At 59.0% G+C, this 19824-nt stretch carries 21 protein-coding genes and 1 tRNA gene; 3 read left to right on the top strand and 19 right to left on the bottom strand.

From position 1 onward, the window contains the following. Positions 1-448 precede the first annotated feature (448 nt). The 10 genes from ACILRN_RS02360 to ACILRN_RS02315 all read right to left on the bottom strand — a co-directional run bounded on the left by ACILRN_RS02360 (position 449) and on the right by ACILRN_RS02315 (position 7397). Positions 449-994: a hypothetical protein gene (locus ACILRN_RS02360; RefSeq protein ID WP_395685173.1), complete on the bottom strand. Its 546-nt coding sequence runs from the start codon at positions 992-994 to the stop codon at positions 449-451. 388 nt (positions 995-1382) lie between these two features. Then, a complete protein-coding gene (locus ACILRN_RS02355) occupies positions 1383-1553 on the bottom strand; it encodes a hypothetical protein (protein WP_395685172.1) in 171 nt (56 codons plus the stop codon). An 8-nt stretch (positions 1554-1561) separates the two neighbouring features. Beyond that, positions 1562-2014, bottom strand: coding sequence for a cache domain-containing protein (locus ACILRN_RS02350; protein ID WP_395685170.1), 453 nt, complete (start codon positions 2012-2014; stop codon positions 1562-1564). Between the two features lie 1080 nt (positions 2015-3094). Next, positions 3095-3171 (bottom strand) — tRNA-Pro (locus ACILRN_RS02345). Positions 3172-3231: 60 nt separating this feature from the next. After that, positions 3232-3750, bottom strand: coding sequence for a MerR family transcriptional regulator (locus ACILRN_RS02340; RefSeq protein ID WP_395685168.1), 519 nt, complete (start codon positions 3748-3750; stop codon positions 3232-3234). Between the two features lie 49 nt (positions 3751-3799). Beyond that, on the bottom strand, positions 3800-4114 hold the full coding sequence (locus ACILRN_RS02335) for an integration host factor subunit alpha (protein ID WP_395685166.1): 315 nt from the start codon (positions 4112-4114) through the stop codon (positions 3800-3802). Positions 4115-4206: 92 nt separating this feature from the next. Further along, positions 4207-5196: a beta-ketoacyl-ACP synthase III gene (locus ACILRN_RS02330; protein ID WP_395685165.1), complete on the bottom strand. Its 990-nt coding sequence runs from the start codon at positions 5194-5196 to the stop codon at positions 4207-4209. Beyond that, the gene (gene plsX / locus ACILRN_RS02325; RefSeq protein ID WP_395685163.1) at positions 5193-6227 is read right to left on the bottom strand and encodes a phosphate acyltransferase PlsX; all 1035 of its coding nucleotides are present in this window, start codon (positions 6225-6227) and stop codon (positions 5193-5195) included. Before plsX ends, ACILRN_RS02330 begins: the two co-directional genes overlap by 4 nt. Before the next feature lie 130 nt (positions 6228-6357). Further along, a complete protein-coding gene (locus tag ACILRN_RS02320; protein ID WP_395685161.1) occupies positions 6358-6873 on the bottom strand; it encodes a YceD family protein in 516 nt (171 codons plus the stop codon). Beyond that, complete coding sequence (locus ACILRN_RS02315; RefSeq protein ID WP_395685160.1) at positions 6870-7397, bottom strand: ubiquinol-cytochrome C chaperone family protein; 528 nt, start codon at positions 7395-7397, stop codon at positions 6870-6872. The genes ACILRN_RS02320 and ACILRN_RS02315 overlap by 4 nt, the downstream gene beginning before the upstream one ends. Positions 7398-7476: 79 nt before the next feature. Between ACILRN_RS02315 and ACILRN_RS02310 the strand changes: the two genes are divergently transcribed. From ACILRN_RS02310 to ACILRN_RS02300, 3 genes are all read left to right on the top strand, one after another. Beyond that, positions 7477-7947, top strand: a complete 471-nt coding sequence (locus ACILRN_RS02310) for an outer membrane protein assembly factor BamE (RefSeq protein WP_395685158.1) — start codon at positions 7477-7479, stop codon at positions 7945-7947. Positions 7948-7965: 18 nt separating this feature from the next. After that, positions 7966-9096: an amidohydrolase/deacetylase family metallohydrolase gene (locus ACILRN_RS02305; RefSeq protein WP_395685156.1), complete on the top strand. Its 1131-nt coding sequence runs from the start codon at positions 7966-7968 to the stop codon at positions 9094-9096. 71 nt (positions 9097-9167) lie between these two features. After that, a complete protein-coding gene (locus ACILRN_RS02300; RefSeq protein ID WP_395685155.1) occupies positions 9168-9506 on the top strand; it encodes a c-type cytochrome in 339 nt (112 codons plus the stop codon). Between the two features lie 58 nt (positions 9507-9564). On the opposite strand, the gene ACILRN_RS02295 is transcribed toward ACILRN_RS02300, so the two are convergent. From ACILRN_RS02295 to ACILRN_RS02255, 9 genes are all read right to left on the bottom strand, one after another. After that, positions 9565-11676, bottom strand: coding sequence for a sodium-translocating pyrophosphatase (locus tag ACILRN_RS02295; protein ID WP_395685153.1), 2112 nt, complete (start codon positions 11674-11676; stop codon positions 9565-9567). A gap of 141 nt (positions 11677-11817) precedes the next feature. Continuing rightward, positions 11818-13041: an MFS transporter gene (locus tag ACILRN_RS02290; protein ID WP_395685151.1), complete on the bottom strand. Its 1224-nt coding sequence runs from the start codon at positions 13039-13041 to the stop codon at positions 11818-11820. Continuing rightward, positions 13038-13517, bottom strand: a complete 480-nt coding sequence (gene nusB / locus ACILRN_RS02285) for a transcription antitermination factor NusB (protein WP_395685149.1) — start codon at positions 13515-13517, stop codon at positions 13038-13040. Before nusB ends, ACILRN_RS02290 begins: the two co-directional genes overlap by 4 nt. Beyond that, positions 13514-14008, bottom strand: a complete 495-nt coding sequence (gene ribH, locus ACILRN_RS02280) for a 6,7-dimethyl-8-ribityllumazine synthase (RefSeq protein WP_395685147.1) — start codon at positions 14006-14008, stop codon at positions 13514-13516. The genes nusB and ribH overlap by 4 nt, the downstream gene beginning before the upstream one ends. Further along, entirely contained in the window at positions 14005-14598 is a 594-nt protein-coding gene (locus ACILRN_RS02275) for a riboflavin synthase (protein ID WP_395685145.1), read from the bottom strand. The genes ribH and ACILRN_RS02275 overlap by 4 nt, the downstream gene beginning before the upstream one ends. Before the next feature lie 12 nt (positions 14599-14610). Next, positions 14611-15624: a bifunctional diaminohydroxyphosphoribosylaminopyrimidine deaminase/5-amino-6-(5-phosphoribosylamino)uracil reductase RibD gene (gene ribD / locus ACILRN_RS02270; protein WP_395685143.1), complete on the bottom strand. Its 1014-nt coding sequence runs from the start codon at positions 15622-15624 to the stop codon at positions 14611-14613. Then, the gene (gene nrdR, locus ACILRN_RS02265; RefSeq protein WP_395685141.1) at positions 15596-16075 is read right to left on the bottom strand and encodes a transcriptional regulator NrdR; all 480 of its coding nucleotides are present in this window, start codon (positions 16073-16075) and stop codon (positions 15596-15598) included. Before nrdR ends, ribD begins: the two co-directional genes overlap by 29 nt. A gap of 174 nt (positions 16076-16249) precedes the next feature. Further along, entirely contained in the window at positions 16250-17617 is a 1368-nt protein-coding gene (glyA, locus tag ACILRN_RS02260) for a serine hydroxymethyltransferase (RefSeq protein WP_395685139.1), read from the bottom strand. A 119-nt stretch (positions 17618-17736) separates the two neighbouring features. Beyond that, positions 17737-19722 (bottom strand): L,D-transpeptidase family protein, encoded by a 1986-nt coding sequence (locus tag ACILRN_RS02255; protein WP_395685138.1) that lies wholly within the window; start codon positions 19720-19722, stop codon positions 17737-17739. Between the last annotated feature and the right edge of the window lie 102 nt (positions 19723-19824).

Genomic DNA, 19824 nt, shown 5'->3' with positions numbered 1-19824 from the left:
ATGTTTTATATAGTTGCTATATTTCTCAGCCGATCCGGAGGTCCAAGCAAGATTACCGCAAAGTTTCCATGCGGTTTATAAGTAGAGTAACCATCTTAATGTCTTTAACTGTGACGTCTTCAATCTAGAACAGCCAGGATTTTCAGCCAAACTTCCTGTCATGCCTTCCTGGATAATCTCCTTATAGCCCGCGCCATCGTTACAGTTCCTTCCCCGGCCGGGAACTCGGAATTCAGCGCCCGCTCCTTCCAGCAACAAACCTGAGCAATTAAACGACTTCGCCCGTCAATTATCTTGAGGGCGGAGCCTGTAACCTTAATCGCCCGTTGAGTGGGGAGCCAATCTGTGTGCGACGTTGGAATCAAATCCACTGTGTCGTACCGCCGTCACACAGCAACTTCACTCAGCCTGACATATCAATGTACGGAACTACCGCTCTGGAACGCTGTCAATAATCAGGCACGAAAACGATGCATGTCACGTCGTAATCCATGCCTTCAAGCCGTCTAATTTCGCATTGGCCGCCCGCTGCGAGAAATTTCCCAGTTCCACCCACAATAGAAAATCTGTTTGTCACTTGTTGGTTCAATAGGCCGAGTTTAGACCCATATATTCCCGTACCCAGTATGACGATCGAATCCTGACCGTCGCCGAACGAATAGGTAACCCAAAGCAGACGCCTATCGCCGTCTTCTGATTCCTCCGACACCCTTGTGTTGGCGTCAAATCGGCCAATCTTTACACTCTTCTTATCCCACAATGAACCGCTACCAACAATCGCATCATCCTCCGATGGTCCCTGCAAGCCCTCGTCCAGAACAACACGATTGTAAAACCGCGCCACGAAGGCGAGTCCATATTTGACTGGTTCCCGTTCAGGGACTTTGCTGACTTCATTTACATAGCTGGGTTGATCGTCAGAATACGCCACTGATACCGCCAAGCCACCCATCATCGCGCCGGCAACAAGAGCTAATCTGGCCCAATAATTCATGTCAAATTTCCTCCAAGCTCTGGAATTGATCGGCTAATCATGACGCCAACAACAGCAGAATTGATACGAACATCCATCGTATTGACAGCCTGTTGGATCAAAGTTTTGCGCAACTTTGAGCCAGATGCAATGCCGGCCCTTGGCAGATAGCTCAGGATTCGGGGGCACGGAGAACCCTTGCGACTACGACATGAGAAACATCATATCCGTCAGCCCGTATCACTGCCGCGATGTCCCGCAAGCTCCTTGCTTGCGATTTCAGTCGGCGCAATTTCTGGATAGCCTTCTGCTCTGTTGCATTCGGCACTAAATCCCCTTCTGCCATATTGACTGCGAAAGGCCGAGACCCGCCCAGAAACCCCTGCTGGGCGTTCTGTTCAACCTTCACTTAAGTGATGCGTTCCACAATCCCGCCCCGCGCCGCCTCTGAAAACGCTGCGGCATTGGCCAGTAAAAGCTTCGACAGGCCATTGCCAGAAATGTCGTCACCAAGATCAAGTAGGTGGAGCTTGACGTCCCGACGCTTGAGATTCTCGAAAACGTTCAGTGTTCTAGTCACTCAGTTCGCTATTTGTAGTATCCAACGCCGCAGATCTGATTGGCAACTTTCGTCACGAAGCTGATTTTCTCCACCGGGGTTGAGTCATCACCGGGCTTTGGCCAAAAATAGGAAACTTCCACGATTTGGTCTTGCTTCGCGACTTGCATCATTTCCTCACCAAACCTCTTCCCATTCTTGTCCACGATGTCCTGAATCTTCTGGCCTGTCAGCTTCGGATGAACTGTCAGAATGCCCGTGTCGGCTTGTGCACAGAATACATAGAGATCACGGTCACGAGAACCCAGAGCACCTTTCTGCATTGCAGCGAGGGAGCCGGTCTCGTCTGCTGTAATGTTGTCAACAGCCTTGGACAGCATCGCCTTGGCTTCATCTGCTGTGCCGAAGTCCCCAGCAGCAAGTGATTGGCTAACACTGAAAATTAACGCCGCTCCTATCAGCAGGGTCTTGAGTCTGGACATTGAGTTTCTCCCGGATTTTTTACTTGCTGCTAAACTTGGCATGCTGCAAGACGCCAGCATAGTCGTATATTTACAAAATCAACGCCAAATGCAGATCCACTGAAGCCGTCTTGTGGATTGATTTTACTACCTCAAGTGACACGCCCTCTCAGCTATTCTGCCCTGCGGAATACTTGATGCGATTGCCCATGACATTCCCTCAGCACAGTGCGGGCAAAGTTATTGATCCTGGATGTGATTCCAGAGGGTAATGTGCCGCAGCAAACCCGTGTTTTCGGGTTTCCAAATTTCGAGCCGCGATCGGGCATCTGAGGAATGGCAAGATTGGTCATGATCGGGTTCCAAGGTCATCAATGAACTGGCATTCAACCCAGACCACTCGTTGGGGGCCGACCATCTACACAGTGCGGATGCGGATCGAGTACAAGATTCTTGAATTGGCAACTTAAGAAAGGACGCTTCTGTGAAAGGCACCACGCGAGAGTTCACGCTTCGCACTGTCTACTTATAAACGACCGTGGCTGAGATTGCTTGGCTTGGAGTTTTGCACCCTGTCGCCACTCGTTGGGCGGAACTCCTAAGGCGAAACTCTCTTTCCGGTAATCTTTTCCCTACCACGACATGATCTTCATTGGAAATCCAACCAATAATACAGCCTGTATATGTCAGCGCAGCGCAATCACTGCAGATGCTGTTCAATTTCGCACAGTTGATCTGGACCAAGAGCACGGTCTTTCAGCAGTGATCGTTGATGCAAGCGCCATAGCCCAGAGGCTAAAGTCCGCAGGAGACATCCACAAGACTTGGAGTTCAACCGTCAAAGAGGCTGGATTGGAACCAGATCTGCGCCCCATGTTCTCAAGCACAAAGCCATCACATGGATGCTTTGGAACGACCTATCTTTCTGGGACATGAACCGGATTGCCGTGACAAGCGCAGAAACAACCGAAGATGAATACGGCCGTCAGTTCTCGGTCGAGTCGGACCTGAATGGAGCCGCCAAGAGGCGGAACTGATATTCCAAACCGGCGCCAGACATTAAAAAAGGACCGGGGAATTCTCCCAAGTCCTCGTTTTAAATGGTCGGAGCGACTGGATTCGAACCAGCGACCCCTATCCCCCCAGAATAGTGCGCTACCGGGCTGCGCTACGCTCCGACACAGCAAGAGGCTCTAGCACCCTTCCAGTTTGAACGAAAGAGATAATCCGGGATCAAGCTAGCGACGGACAGCCGGATCCAGAAGCTTGCGCGCTTCTCCCAGTTCGCGCAGTGCCGTCCGCAGCTTCTCGGCATGATCACGAGAAAGCTGGCCCCCGTCCGCCACACCATCACCAAGGGGCAGTCGGGGCTGCAGGCTGGAGGGCTGGCGTGCTGCCGAACCTCGCAGGCGTGGAGCCGCCCTGGCGGTTCCCGGCGGAGGTGCCGTTGCCATCTCGTCATCCCGCTTGCGCGGTGGGATGTCGCCCCGGCCGACACCGGCCACATAGGACGCGCCGTCTTCCTTGAGGATCTTCTGTACACCACGAATAGTGTAACCTTCCTTGTACAGAAGTCCGCTTATGCCCTTGAGCAGCTCGACATCGGCTGGCCGATAATAGCGCCTTCCTCCAGCCCGCTTCATGGGCTTGATCTGGGTAAACCGGGTCTCCCAAAATCGCAGAACATGCTGTGGAACGCCTAATTCCTCGGCTGCCTCGCTGATGGTCCGAAAGGCATCAGGGGATTTATCCACCATGCTGCACCACTCCTACGGATGCGGCCACGCGCTACGGCTCCGACTGGGCTCAGTCTTCCTCTGAGCCGCGCTCAAGCCCGTTGATCACGTTCTTCATCACTTGACTTGGGCGGAAAACGAGAACCCGACGCGGCGTGATCGGCACCTCTTCACCCGTCTTCGGGTTACGACCGACGCGACCCTTCTTCGAACGCACCATGAAGGTGCCAAACGACGACAATTTCACCGTCTCACCTTGCACGAGGTGTTCGGACATCAAGTCGAGCATGCTTTTCACCAGATCCGCCGACTCGCTACGCGACAAGCCAATCTGGCGATGCACGGCTTCACTGAGATCAGCGCGGGTTAGGGTCTTGCCTGCCATTCTGAACCCCCTGGAGTTGAGCAGAAACTAAGGGGGAGACTGCCGATGGTCAACAGGAAATAATGGGGACTCAAAGGGTTACAGGTTCAGGCTCAGTACCGCGCCAGCACCGCACCCCAGGTGAAACCGCCTCCCATCGCCTCAAACAGGACCAGATCCCCCTTGCCAATCCGGCCGTCCTTGACCGCCAGGTCGAATGCAAGCGGGATCGAGGCCGCCGAGGTGTTGCCATGGCGATCCAACGTCATCACGATGCGGTCCTCGCGAATACCCAGTTTGCGCGCAGTGCCTTCCAGTATCCGCCGATTGGCCTGATGCGGCACAAACCAGTCAACCTCGGCCACCGAAACCCCGGCCGCTGTCATCGCCTCCTCCATAACGGACGCGATGTTCACAACCGCATGCTTGAACACCTCACGGCCCTCCATCCGCAGATGGCCCACACTTCCTGTGGTTGAAGGTCCGCCATCAACAAAAAGCTTGTCGTGATAGCGACCGTCCGCGTGCAGACGGGTCACCAGCAGGCCTGGGCTTGCGGGCGTGTCAGCATGCCGTTCGGCGACGAGCACCACGGCTCCCGCGCCATCGCCGAACAGCACGCAGGTGGTGCGGTCCGTCCAGTCGAGAATGCGGGAAAAGGTTTCCGCTCCGATGACCAGCGCACAGCGTGCCTGACCCGTCTTGATCAGCGCATCAACCACGCCGAGGGCATATACGAAGCCGGAGCAGACCGCCTGTACGTCAAAGGCGGCCCCCTTGACAACGCCTAGGTCAGCCTGAATGAGCGCTGCCGTCGCAGGGAATGTCCGATCCGGTGTCGATGTGGCAACCACGATGAGATCGACCTGATCGGCATTGATCCCAGCGTGGACAAGCGCACGTCGGGCCGCCTCGGCGCCGAGAGACCTTGTCGTTTCACCCTCACCGGCAATATGGCGTGCCCGAATGCCGGAGCGTTCCACGATCCATTCATCGCTGGTGTCAACCGTCTTGCTCAGTTCGGCATTGGTCAGCACCCGCCGTGGCAGGGCCGAACCACAACCGGCGATGACCGAACGCAAGACGGTTGCGGACGCGGTCATGAATCGGCGTCCGATTGCCGGAGCAGACCGGTCATGATTTCCACGTCAGCCTTGATTTTCTCCACAAGTCCGGTCCTGACGATCTCAACGGCGACATCTATGGCGGTTGCAAAACCGAGCGCATCGGTACCCCCATGGCTTTTCACGACGATACCATTAAGGCCAAGGAAAACGCCACCATTGTGCTTGCGTGGATCCATACGGTCCTTGAGAGCAAGAAACGCACCAGCAGCAAGCAACGCACCCAGTCGGCTCAGCAAAGTTCGGGACAGACAGAGCTTGAGATAGGTGGCCAACTGTTTTGCAGTCCCCTCGGCGGCCTTCAAGGCGATGTTGCCGGTGAACCCCTCGGTCACGACAACATCCACGGTGCCCTTTCCGATATCATCTCCCTCGACGAAGCCCGCATACTCCATGGGAAGTCTCGACTCGCGCAGGATGCGGCCAGCTTCCTTCACCTGTTCTACGCCCTTGATTTCCTCGACGCCGACGTTCAGCAGGCCGACCGTCGGCTTTTCGAGGCCGAGCAAACACCGCGCCATTGCCTCGCCCATCACGGCAAACTCCACCAGTTGGGCAGCATCCGCCCCGATCGTGGCGCCAACATCCAGCACAACGCTCTCGCTGCGCAGGGTTGGCCACATTGCTGCGATGGCTGGCCGGGAAATTCCCGGCAGCGTCTTCAGGATGAACCGTGCCATCGCCATCAGCGCCCCGGTGTTGCCGGCGGAGACCACGGCATCGGCCTGACCGCCACGCACCGCGTCAATTGCGAGCCACATGCTGCTCTCACCCCGGCCCTGGCGCAGCGCCTGGCTCGGCTTGGCATCCATGCTCACGGCCACCTCGGTATGGCGGATCTCGGCACGGGCCTTGAGCTTCGGATGGCGTTCGAGCAGAGGCGCGATCCGGCTACGATCACCCACCAGCAAGAAACGGATCTGGGGGTGACGCACCGCCGCCAATGCCGCCCCGGGAATGACGACGTCCGGCCCGGCATCGCCGCCCATCGCATCCAGCGCGATGGTCAAATGTTCATTGTTTTTCAAAGTTCTGCCGATGATCGCCCGACCCACCCCACCGGCTTATTCACCAGCCGACAGGGCGTGACCAGATGCCATAGGTGATTGCGTCGATAAAGTCATTTCAAAAAGCACCGCGCTATTGGGGCTTGCGGCGGGCCAGCACTGCGAAGGGTGATTCTTCGGAAACGGTGCCGGGGCTGTCCTCGACGTGCTCGGCAAAGGCCTCGCCAGGCTTGCGCGGATAGGGCTCAAGATCAAGGGCCAGGGTCTCGGCGACCACCTCACCGAGGTCAATCCAGCCACCCTCGATCAGATCGGCATCATCCTCGGCCTGATGTTCAGCAGCTGCGCCAGACGGCAGGAAGTAGCGCGACACGGGAAGTGAGACTGTCTCACGGAATCGCTCAAGGCTGATCACCGAAACCTGCTCCAGATCCGCGGTGATGTGGCCCTCAAGCTGGATGCCGCCGCCCCGCCAGGGTGTTGCGCGGATCTCCGCCGACAGACCGTGGATGGCCGGCAGGTTCATGCGTGCGGCCAGCGCCCTGCACTCGGGCGGATCGGCGGCGATCCGCTCCACCGATCCGGCTTTCGGCACGCGATCAACCTGCAGCGGGCGAGAGAATTCCGGCTGATTTCGGGGTTGCTTCATGGCCCCGGCTCCTCGAACCGGACGTCCCCACCGGCAATGGCACGCACAGGCTGAGCGGCCAGACGGGCACGCTGGGTCAGGACAAATTCGGCCAGACGGCGAACGCCCGCAATATCGGGACCCCCTTCTTCGTCGGGGAACACATTGCGGGCAAGCGCGGCTGCCAGGCCGTCGCCTGGGGCAGCCAACGCTGCATCATAGGCGGCAATGCGGCCATAAAAGGACTCGGCCATTTTGCGCACTTTCTTGCCAACCGAAAGATCGCCCACGCCCATTTCCCGGAGCGAGCGATCCATGTCGCGGAAAAACTCGTCAACTACAGCCTGGCGGAACTCCGGTTCCTCGCCCTTGAGCCGTTCCAATACCAGGTAAGTGTGCAGTGTGATCATGTCAAACCGGCCGTCAAGAGTGTCCGGGACCCCCCAGTCGGCATACAGCCGGGGGTGCCGCGCGGCGGCCACAATTGCCTCGTAACAGCTTCGGGCAGGAGATTGGCTGCGCTGAAAAAATCTCTTAAGGATCATTGGATTACAACTATCGGGGGGCGGAGTGCTTCGGCGTCAATCACGATACGGCGCAGGTGGGAATCAGGATCTCAGGTCTGTGGAAGTCTGCAACACGGCGTTTATCTCATCAAGGTTTGCAGCCGCGGCGCTGCTGCTGCTGGTCGCAGGTTGTTCGCCCGAGGTCGAGCACCGCGGCTATATACCCAAGCCAGGCGCCTTCAACCAGATCAGCAACGGCATGACGAAGATGGAGGTCGAGGGCATTCTCGGCACACCCTCCACGACCGCATCGATCCAGTACAAGGGCGACAGTTTCTATTACGTAACCTCCACCACGGTCAGCAAGAGTTTCATCACCGAGGAGACCGAGCGACAAGTGATTGCGATACGCTTTGATGAGGGCGGACTCGTAAAGAGTTTCGCGCAGTACGGGCTGCAGGATGGGCGGGTGGTTGACCTGAACACCAACCAAACCCCCGTCTACGGCGAAGACAACTCCTTTCTGGCCATGCTGCTGCGAACCTCCAAAGGAACACGCGCCGGACCCATGCTTGGCGGCAAGATCTAGTTCGCGCATGATCGTTGGATGGATCTGATTCTCAGGGGTGGCCGGGTCGTCGATCCGTCACAAGGCCTTGATGCCGTCTGCGACGTAGGGTTCGTAGCGGGCAAGGTGGCTGGTATTGCCCCGCGCCTTGATGCAGTGGGCGCGCAGCTTCGTGACGTGTCTGGCCTTGTCGTCGCTCCGGGCCTTATCGACCTTCACACCCATGTATATTGGGGCGGAACGTCACTTGGAATTGACGCAGAAGATTTCTGCCGTGGATCTGGCGTCACCACGGCCGTCGACACAGGCTCCGCCGGTCCTGGCAATTTCGCGGGTTTCCGCAAGCATGTTATTGAGCCCTCAGAGGTGCGTATTCTCGCCTATTTGCACGTCAGCCACGCCGGCATCTACGGGTTTTCAAAGACCGTGATGGTGGGCGAGAGCGAAGACATTCGGCTGATGGATCCGGAAGGAGCTGTCCAGACCGCAGAACGGAACCGCGACGTTATCGTCGGAATCAAGGTGAGGGTTGGCCGCCATGCATCGGGTGACCAGGGTATTGCGCCTCTCACCGTGGCCTTGCAGGTAGCCGAAGAAACTGGCCTGCCACTCATGGCGCACATTGATGAGCCTCCGCCTTCCTACGAGGACGTGGTGGATCGGCTGCGCACTGGTGACGTGCTGACCCATGCCTTCAGGCCGTTTCCCAATTCCCCGGCGACCATTCAGGGCACGGTCAGGCCAGCCGTGCTGGCAGCGCGCAGGCGCGGCGTCCTGTTCGACATTGGGCACGGCATGGGATCTTTCTCCTTCAGGACTGCGCGCGCCATGCTGGCGAATGGCTTCCAGCCGGATACCATCTCCTCAGATGTGCATGCCCTGTGCATAAACGGCCCTGCCTTCGATCAGGTCACCACCATGTCGAAATTCCTCTGCCTTGGCATGGACTTGCCATCGGTGATCCGGGCCTCCACCGTCAATGCAGCCTTCGCGCTGAAACGTCCGGAGCTCGGCAGCCTCAGGCCGGGCAGTGTCGGCGATGCCACGGTACTGGCCATCGAGGATGGCAACTTCGATTACATGGACGTCGTCGGCGAACATCTTGAAGGCCACCATCGTATCGCATCGCGCGGCGTGGTGATCGGCGGCAAGTGGTGGCATCCGGTGTGAAGGATTTCTGAGAGGGCTGGCCACGGCCCGGCGATTGAGCGATAATATGCCACCTAAGATAGAGGTGCAGCATGATCAGGTTCCTTACCGCAGTTTCGTTCGCCGCTCTCCTTCCACTGTCTTCCGCCGCCGCCAGCGAAGGCGACCCCATCAAAGGGCTCGCTATCGCCCAGGACAAGTGCTCCCGCTGCCATGAGATCGCCAAGGGCGGCGCTTTCAAGAAGATGCCCCCATCCTTCCAGGCGATTGCCATCTATCGCACCGAGCCAGACATCTGGTCGCGCATCATCGCGCCCTCGCCCCATGCGGCGATGCCTGACATGACGTGGACTATGACCTCGGCCGAGGTCCAGGACGTGCTGGCCTACATTCTGTCGCTCGATGTCCCGGTAAGCCAGCAGACCCCCTAAAGAAAAACCCCGCCGGGATTACTCCGGGCGGGGCCACGTGTTTGATTGCGAACGGCGATCAGTGCCCGGCGAGAACCGCCAGAAGCAGCAGAGCCACGATGTTGGTGATCTTGATCATCGGGTTCACGGCGGGGCCTGCCGTGTCCTTGTAGGGATCGCCTACCGTATCGCCAGTCACCGAGGCCTTGTGCGCATCGGAGCCCTTGAAGTGCTTTACGCCCTTCGAGTCGACGAAGCCGTCCTCGAAGCTCTTCTTGGCATTGTCCCAGGCGCCACCGCCCGCCGTCATCGAGATTGCCACGAAGAGACCCGTCACAATCACACCCATCAGCATGGCGCCAACCGCTGAGAAGGCCGCAGCCTGTCCGGCAATCAGATTGATTACGACGTAGACAACGATCGGCGAAAGCACGGGCAGCAGCGACGGCACGATCATTTCCTTGATCGCAGCCTTGGTCAGCATGTCGACGGCGCGGCCGTAGTCAGGCTTGTCCTTGCCCTCCATGATACCGGGCTTTTCCTTGAACTGACGGCGCACTTCGACAACCACGGACTGGGCCGCACGGCCTACCGCAGTCATCGACATGCCGCCGAACAGATAGGGCAGCAGTCCGCCGAACAACAGGCCCACCACAACCCACGGGCTGGAGAGATCAAAGCTCACCGGCACGGAGCTGAAATAGGTCTTGAGGTCCTGCGTGTAGGCCGCGAACAGCACCAGCGCGCCAAGCCCGGCCGAGCCGATGGCATAGCCCTTGGTGACCGCCTTGGTGGTGTTGCCCACCGCATCGAGCGCATCCGTGTTGTGACGCACTTCCTTCGGCAGGCCAGCCATTTCTGCGATGCCACCCGCATTGTCGGTAACCGGGCCGAAGGCGTCGAGTGCCACGATCATGCCAGCCAGCGCCAGCATGGTGGTGACCGCCACCGCCGTGCCGAACAAGCCCGCCATGGTGTAGGTCACGATGATGCCTGCGATGATCACGATCGCCGGAAGGGCAGTCGCTTCCATCGACACGGCGAGACCCTGGATCACGTTGGTGCCGTGGCCGGTGATCGAGGCTTCGGCGATCGAGTTCACCGGGCGCTTGCCGGTGCCGGTGTAATACTCGGTGATCCAGATGATGGCCGCGGTGATGATCAGGCCGACGATGCCACAACCAAACAGCGTCATCGGCGTGAAGGAGGCGTCAGACGTGGTGATCGGCACGGACATGCCGCCGAACACCAGGTTGATCACCGGGTAAAGCGCGATCAGCGAGAGCACACCGGTTGCAAACACGCCCTTGTAGAGCGCGCCCATGATGTTGTTGCTGGCGCCCAGTTTCACGAAATAGGTGCCGATGATCGAGGTCACCACGCAGGCACCCCCGATTGCCAAGGGCAGCACCATGCCCGCGAGCTTGAACTCCGCGGGAAGCGCGATGGCCGCCAGAACCATGGTGGCCACCGTCGTCACCACGTAGGTTTCGAACAGGTCAGCCGCCATGCCGGCACAATCGCCGACATTGTCGCCCACATTGTCGGCGATCGTGGCTGGGTTGCGCGGGTCATCCTCGGGGATGCCGGCTTCCACCTTACCCACCATGTCGCCGCCAACGTCCGCACCCTTGGTGAAGATGCCGCCGCCCAGACGAGCGAAGATCGAGATCAGCGAGGCGCCGAACGACAACGCCACCAGCGCGTCGATGACCGTGCGGCTGGTGGGGTCAAAGCCCAGCGAGTCTTTCAGGAACCCAAAATACAATGTGACGCCGAGAAGGCCCAGACCTGCAACAAGAAGGCCTGTAACGGCTCCCGCCTTGAAGGCGAGATCAAGACCGCCGGCCAGCGACTTGGTGGCGGCCTGCGCCACGCGCACATTGGCCCGGACCGACACGTTCATGCCAATGAAACCTGCAGCGCCAGAGAGAATCGCGCCGATGGCAAAACCGATGGCCGACCAGACTCCAAGCAAGATCCAGGCGAGGATGAAGATGACCACGCCGACAATGCCGATGGTGGTATATTGACGATTGAGATAGGCCTTCGCGCCTTCGCGCACGGCAGCCGAGATTTCCTGCATACGGGCCGAACCGGCGTCCGCAGCCATGAGGCTGCGCGTCGTTACGATGCCGTACACGATGGAGAGCGCCCCCGCGAGGACGATCAGCCAGAGTGCAGTGGTCATGATAAACCCTTGTGTTAGTTAAATTTTTTCCCAGAGCCTCTGACGGGAGACTCAGCTCCCCCACCCCCGCCCCGGAAGGTGGAAGGGATATGCCAAATCAGCGCCATGAGTGCAATAACCAAGAAAAATGATGGGATTTGATCAGCTGCTGACCTGGCCGGGCTGTGGCCGGGACGCGCGCTGCGTCAGCGCCAGCCACGCAATCATGGCCACAGCCAGGATCACCATGGGGAATACCGCGTAATTGACGCCCGACCAACCGAACCAGTCGAGAAGCTTGCCGGCGCTGAGCGATGTCACTGCGGTTGTGAAGAAGATCACCAGGTCGTTAAGCCCTTCAGCCTTGTTTTTTTCCTCGGGCTCATAGGTTTCGGTCAGCATTGTCGTGCCGCCCAGAAAGCCGAGATTCCAGCCAAGCCCCAGCAGGATCAATCCGACGGCGAAATTTTCGAAATGAACGCCCATCAACCCCGAGATCGCCGCTGCAACCAGCAGCGCCATGCCAGCAGCAGAGACCTTGCCTGCGCCGAAGCGGGCAATCAGATTGCCGGTAAAGAAGCTCGGCACGAACATCGCCAGCGCATGCCACTGGATCACCCAACTTGAGTCTTGAACCGAAAAACCACAGCCCAGCATGGCCACGGGGGTGGCGGTCATCACCAGAACCATGATGCCATAGGCGAGCACCGCAGATAACGCCGCGACGATGTAACGTGGCTGCAGGGCAATCACCCGCAACGGGCGCCCTGATGGCGCGGCACTCGTCTGCATCGCGGGAATGTCGAGCGCAAGAAGGACTATGGAACCTGCAAACGCCAGCAGGGCCATCACAAGCCATGTTCCAGCAAAGGTCACCGGTGCAAGGAGATCAACGCTGGCCATCACCAGGACGGTGCCGATCAAGGCGGCAGCAACGCCACCCGTCATTACCCAGGAGATCGCTTTCGGCCGGAAGGACTGGCTTGCGGTGTCAGCGGCGGCAAAACGATAGTAGGAGGCGGAGGCCTGATAGACCCCGATGATGAAACAGCCAGCGAGAAACAGCTCGAAGCTGCGCAGGAAGATCGCAACCATGCCGATCGCCGAGCCCAGTGCTCCTGCAAGAGCAGCCATGATGAAACCTGCGCGCCGGCCGGTATGGCGCATCATAACGGAGATCGGAAAGGTGGTAAGAGCCGTTCCAACGATCGCCATGGACATCGGCAGGGTAGCCCAGGACGGGCTTGGCGCAAGCTGGACCCCGACCAGCCCTGCCGACACCACGAGGGCTGTGAAGGTTGCACCATAGAGCGCCTGGGCAAGGGCAAGAATTATTGCATTTCGGCGGGCGCGCCGGTCATCGACGGGTGAGGCCGCGCCCGTCAAGCGATAAACTCCCGGGGCCTGATCTGCCGTGCCAGACTGTTCATAACACCATTGATGAAACGAGGCTCTTCTGGCCCGAAGAAGGCATCCGCCACATCGACATATTCGCTGATGGTCACACGGGCAGGTACATCGTCCATGAACATCAACTCATAAGCGCCAGCCCGCAGGATGGCCCGAACGGTCGAGTCCAGCCGATGCAGGTGCCAGCGTTCCTCGAGGATCTTGTCGACGGCAGGGTCAATGACCTTTTGTTCGCGGACGACACCGTCCACAACCTGGCGGAGATGCCGGTAGTCGGCTTCGCCACACTGGCCGTTCTCGAAATCCTCTCCCGTGACGCGGGCGGAAAACTGGGCAAGCGTCTCCCCCACGTCAGAACCCGAAATATCCATCTGGTAGAGTGCCTGCACCGCCCCGAGCCGGGCGGCAGTGCGGCGAGCCGGTGAGAGTTTCTGGGGCGCGGCGGCGCTCACAAGGAGACTTTCAGATCAAGGCCCGCTGCCCGGCGGCTCATCAGCCGCGAAAAACGGATCATGGCAAGGCAGGCTTCTGCGGCACCTCCACCCTTATCCATGACGTCAACCTTGGCCCGTTCCCAGGCCTGGGCCTCGTTTTCACAGGTCAGAATACCATTGCCGATGCACAGTCCCTCAAGGGTGAGGTCCATAAGGGCCCGCGCACTCTCGTTCGCAACGATGTCATAGTGGGAGGTCTCCCCCCGCAGAACACAGCCCAGAGCCACGAAGCCGTGATAATGGCCAGTCTCCTGCGCCATGGCTATGGCACCCGGGATCTCGAGGGCGCCTGGAACCGCCAAGCGTTCACAGGTAGCCCCAGCCCGTTCGATCGCTGCAAGCGCACCACGACAAAGCTCATCACAAAGCTCGCCATAAAAGCGCGCCTCCAGCACCAGAATATGCGCGCGGGTTAGCTCTGCCGATATCGATGACTTTTCAATTCTCATGATTGTGTGCACTCTGTAAGGCGGGCGACATAGCGCGCCAGCATGTCGATTTCAATGTTGACGGGCTGACCCACCCTCATTTTGCCCCATGTGGTGACGGCCAGCGTATGCGGAATGATATTGACGCCAAATACCTCTGCATCCACCTCGTTGACCGTAAGGGATGTGCCGTCAACGGCCACCGAGCCCTTCGGGGCGATGAACCGCGAAAGGGCTTTGGGAGGGCGGATGCGAAAACGCTGCGACTCGCCTTCTGGCGTGATGCCGACGATCTCGCCCAAGCCGTCAACATGGCCTGACACGATGTGACCACCGAGCTCGTCGCCAATCCTGAGTGCCCTCTCGAGATTGATGCGCGTGCCGTCCCTCCAGGTCCCCAGCGTGGTCTTGGACAGGGTTTCAGCCGATGCCTGGACGGCAAACCAGTCTCTTCCCTTTTCGATGACGGTGAGACAGCAACCATTGCAGGCAATCGATGCACCAATCTCCACCGTCACAAGGTCATAGGTCGTGAGAATTTCAAAGCGGGTGTCGCCCGCTCTTGAAACGCCCCGCACGGTGCCAATATCGGTGATGATGCCGGTGAACATGTTTGTCCTCTGTCAGCGGGCTTCATAGACGCTCAGAAGGTCATGCCCAAGGGTTTCCTGCGCCGTCAGCATGAATGGCAGCAATGCCCGTTCGACGGGCAGGCCGGCCAATGCGTCAACTCCCTGTTCTCCAAGGCGGACCGGCGCGCGGATGAGAACAAACACATCGACCTGGCCAGACTCGAGGAACTGGCGCGCAACCCGGGCCCCGCCCTCCACAAGCACCACGTTGAGACCGCGCCGGCCGAGGTCCGCCAGCACATCCTCCGGAGCGCCTCCCATGACCTCTGCACCGCGCTGTGCAAGCCGGGACTGCATCGGAAGCCTGCCAGGCACGCCCAAGACGAACGGCGTGGGCGAGCGGTGCTCCAGCCCCGGCAGGCGACAGGTAAGCTCCGGGTCATCCGCCAGAACCGTGCCCATGCCTACGACAATGCCGTTGCACTGTGCCCGGAGAAGATGAACCCGGGCGTTGGCCTCTGTACCGGAAATGGCGGTTCGCTCGCCATGGCCGGCCGCGATCTTTCCATCCTCCGACACTGCCAGTTTCAGGATCACCTGCGGCCGACCTCGGGTCATGCGGATGAGAAAGCCCGCCAGGTCCCTGCGGGCTTCTGCAGCCATCAGGCCGGTGTCGCAAGCGATTCCCGCCGCAGAAAGGATGGCATGTCCACTGCCCGCGACCCGCGGGTCGGGGTCGGTCACCGCCGTCACAACGCGCGAGACACCGGCCTCTGCAAGCGCGTCCGCACAGGGGCCAGTCCTGCCATGATGAGCACAGGGCTCGAGGGTCACGTAGGCTGTTGCGCCACGGGCCTTCTCGCCAGCCATGCGCAGGGCCTCGGTCTCGGCATGCGGGCGTCCACCAGTCTGTGTCCAGCCCAGCCCGACCAGCCGCCCGTCGCTGACAATGACGCAACCAACATTCGGGTTCTCGGCCGTCGTTCCTAGCGCGCGACGCCCCAGACGCAGCGCGTAGTCCATCCAGCGTTCGTCGTCAGCTGTCACCGGTCTCGCCGTTGTCATCCTCACCGCTGAGTTCGCCAAGCAGCTCCTCGAAGTCCTTGGCTTCACGAAAATTCTTGTAGACGGAGGCAAAGCGCACATAAGCAACATCATCAAGCATCTTGAGCGCTTCCATGACGAGCTTGCCCACAGTTTCAGACTTGATCTCGCTTTCCCCGAGGCTTTCAAGGCGGCGCACGATCCCCGACACCATGCGCTCAACCCTTTCGGGATCGACAGGGCGCTTCCTGAGAGCAACCTGAATCGAGCGCATCAGCTTGTCACGGTCGAATGGAACACGGCGGCCCGTCTTCTTCACCACCATGAGTTCGCGCAGCTGCACACGCTCGAAGGTCGTGAATCGCCCCGAACAATCCGGACAGTAACGACGACGGCGTATTGCCGTGCCATCCTCGGTCGGACGACTGTCCTTTACCTGGGTTTCTTCGTTTGAACAGAACGGGCAGCGCAAGGGCTTGGGCCTCAGAAATTTCTGATTACCATCTCTTGAGGAAGAAGCTGAATGAGGTCAAGGGGGGTGCTCCCAGGAGCCCCAGCCTGCCAAAAGATGTCCCTGTCACTCCGGACCCGACCGATGGCAGAAATGGCCGGGCAAGCCCGGCCATTGAACGGGAGGATACAAAGTTCAGTAGATCGGGAACTGTGCAGTGAGTGACTTGACCTTGGAAGCCACCGCCTTCTCGACCTTGCCGTTACGCTCTTCGCCATTCTTGGCAAGGCCATCCAAAACCTCATTGATCAGGACGCCAACCTGCTTGAATTCCGCAGCTCCAAAGCCCCGCGTGGTGCCTGCCGGCGTACCAAGACGAATGCCGGAAGTGATCGTAAAAGGTGCTGGGTCGAACGGGATACCGTTCTTGTTGCACGTGATGAAGGCACGACCAAGCGAGGCTTCCGCCGACTTGCCCGTCACACCCTTTTTGCGTAGGTCAACCAGTGTCAAATGCGTGTCGGTCCCCCCGGACACAAGATCAGAACCGCCATCGATCATCGCCTTGGCAAGGACCTTGGCGTTGTCGACAACGGCCTTGGCATATTTCTTGAAAGCCGGTTTCAGTGCCTCGCCGAAGGCTACCGCCTTGGCAGCGATCACATGCTCAAGCGGGCCGCCCTGAAGACCCGGGAATACGGCAGAATTGAATTTCTTCCCCAGATCCTCGTTGCGACTGAGGATAAGACCGCCGCGTGGGCCACGCAGCGTCTTGTGGGTGGTAGTGGTTGCAACGTCTGCATAGTCGAGCGGGTTTGGATGAACACCGCCAGCTACGAGGCCAGCAAAATGCGCCATGTCGACCATCAGCAAGGCGCCCACCGAGTCGGCGATCTGCCTGAAGCGCTTGAAATCGATGATGCGTGGGTAGGCTGAGCCGCCAGCAATGATCAATTTCGGCTTCACCGCGAGCGCCTGCTCGGCAAGCTTGTCGTAGTCGATCAGGTGATTGTCTTCGCGCACCTTGTAAGGAGCGACCTTGAACCACTTACCGGACTGGTTCACAGGTGAGCCATGCGTCAGATGTCCGCCGCATGCCAAGTCAAGACCCATGTAGGTGTCCCCCGGCTGAAGCAGAGCAAAAAACACGGCCTGATTGGCAGTTGCGCCCGAGTGGGGCTGAACATTCGCGTAGGCACAATTGAAAAGCGCCTTGGCGCGGTCAATGGCCAGTTGCTCGGACACATCCACGTACTGGCATCCGCCATAATAGCGCCGGCCCGGGTAGCCCTCTGCATATTTGTTGGTCATCACAGAGCCTTGCGCCTCCAGCACGGCCCGGGAGACGATGTTCTCTGAAGCAATCAGCTCAATCTCATGCTGCTGCCGCCCGAGCTCCGCCGCGATCGCCTTGGCAACTTTGGGGTCGCTCTTGGCAAGGGCATCCTTGAAAAACCCCGGGAAAAGCGATTTACGAGCCGGCTTGGCAGCTGACTTCTTGTTTCGAGACACCGCCTTCGCTTTGGCTGCCTTCGCCGACTTCTTCGCAGATTTTTTTGCCATTCGCCAATTCCCTCCAGCTGGAGCTTATACGATAGCCCGGATTTGGCAGATTGCTCAGCCGCGGTCCATATGCATGTTTGGCAACCTCGGGCGAGAGCATCCTGGCGGTTGCCGGAGGATCAATTTGCAGTCGCCGTCTCTTCCGCTGCAGAAGCGGTTGCAGGCTTCTTGGCCGCGACCGGCGCAGGGCAGCCCTGCGGCAGCTTGCCGTCGCTTCCCGGCTTGCAATCAGCCGGGGATTTCTTGGCTGTCGAAGTCTTCGTGGGGGTCTTCTTCGCGTCCGAAGCCGTTGACTTTGAAGCCGATGACTTGGTCTTTTCGGCGGCCGCCTTGGCATCCGTGCTCGCAACCTTGGTTTTCTTCTCAGCGGCCTTCTTTTTGGCTGCAATCTTGGCTTTCTCGTCGGCCTTTTTCTTAGCGGCGAGCTTGGCCTTTTCGTCCGCCTTCTTCTTGGCCGCAAGCTTGGCCTTGGCGTCAGCTTTCCGCTTGGCTTCCAGCTTGGCCTTCTCTTCAGCCTTCTTCCTGGCGGCCTCTTCCTTCTTTTTCTTTCTCAGTTCGGCCTGTTTCTTGGCCTCGATACTCGAAAGATTGACCAGGCTATCGCCATTGGCCCGGTTCTGGCCTGGCATGAGAACGTCACCCTTCGTGGGGCTCCGAAACAGCGAGGCGAAGCCCAACCCGTCGTCAGTGTCGATATCTTCCTGAAGACGCGGGATCGGCTTCAGCACATAGCGCTTTCCGTCCAAAGTCTCGCCCACGGGCAATGGTTGACCAATCACGAACCCGCCACCATCCAGTTCGTAAACATCGGGGCGAAACGCAACAACGCCGTCCTTGGCGGGCCAGGCTGTAAGATAGGCGACGCGCAGCTGGGGGGCGTTGGAGATTTCAACGTCAAGCCGCTCTTTCGTTTCTGCGAGATTGGCGATGCGCGCAGAGTCAATTCCATCCTGGCCCTGCAGAACCCAGTCGATGAACACTGATACGTTCTCGACGCGAACGCAACCTGAGGAATAAAAGCGATTGCCCGTCTGAAACAGATGTGGCTCCGGGGTATCGTGGAGATAGATACCGAATGGACTGGTGAATTCGATCTTGGCTGTAGCCATGGCATTGCTGCCACCTGGTTCCTGACGAAAGTGATAGTCATCAACCCGCACCTTGCGCCAGTTGATCTTGTCAGGATCCACCTCGGGGCCACCGACACCATCGAACACCTTCATGTTCATGTCTGCCATGACCTTCGACGACCCCTTGGACAGCATACGAGGAAGGATGTCCTTCTCGACAATGGAGGCGGGTGCGTTCCAATAGGGGTTGAAACGGATCGTGGTCAACGGCGTCATTACCACGGGTGTGGGCCGCGACGGACGCCCCATGATCGCATTGTGAAGCGAGTAGACAGTGCCTGCACTGACGGTCTCGATCTGCTGAGCGGGAATATTCACAATGATGTAACGATCGCCGAGATCCTTTGAATACTCTGCAAGGCGTGGCACGTTGGCCTTGATAGTGGCGAGCCGGCTTGCTGCAGACACGTTGAGGGACGCCAGAGTTGCACCATCAATCATGCCAGTTACGGCCAGGCCATGATTGTACTGGAAGCGCTTGAGTGCCTCCTCTGTCGCGCTGGTGAAAACCTGGGCGTATTCGCCCTCCGTAGCCTCCACGCGCAGATATCCTTCTGCATACAGGCGCTTGTTCAGTGCAGCGACCACCTTGCCCTCGGCCCCCTTCTTCAGCTTGCCACGCGGCACCTGCGGCCAGCCGCCATCCGAAACGATCTTTGAATATTTGTCGACCATAGCCTGCATCGACTGCGGGCTGTCTGGCGTGATGAAGGGAGCAACACTGCCGTCATTGAGCACTTTCGTCTCGGTGGTCGCTGCAATGCCCGATCCACTGGAATGTCCGGTCGTGGTGGAGGTGCTGGCTCCCGGCGAAAGAAGCGACTCCTTGCTACGCTTCAGGCGCGCGAAAGCGGAGTTCTCCTGGTCCGCATGGGCTGCAGTCGCCACAAACACTGCGGCCACCATCGAACACGCCACAGCCACCGCTACTGACCGGACAAGAAGCTTTGACAGGCGCAACGCGACAATTTTCATACCAGACCCCTCATGCCGGACGCGGCTTGGAAAACAACTGCCCCGCCGATAAGCCGTCCCAATACCAGTTGGGCCCCGACTCGTCAAAACCGGCCCCAGGCC

Origin of the sequence: Aestuariivirga sp. (assembly GCF_044238155.1) — a bacterium.
In the GTDB taxonomy this organism is placed as follows: domain Bacteria; phylum Pseudomonadota; class Alphaproteobacteria; order Rhizobiales; family Aestuariivirgaceae; genus Aestuariivirga.
This window is presented reverse-complemented; position numbering and strand designations above follow the sequence as displayed.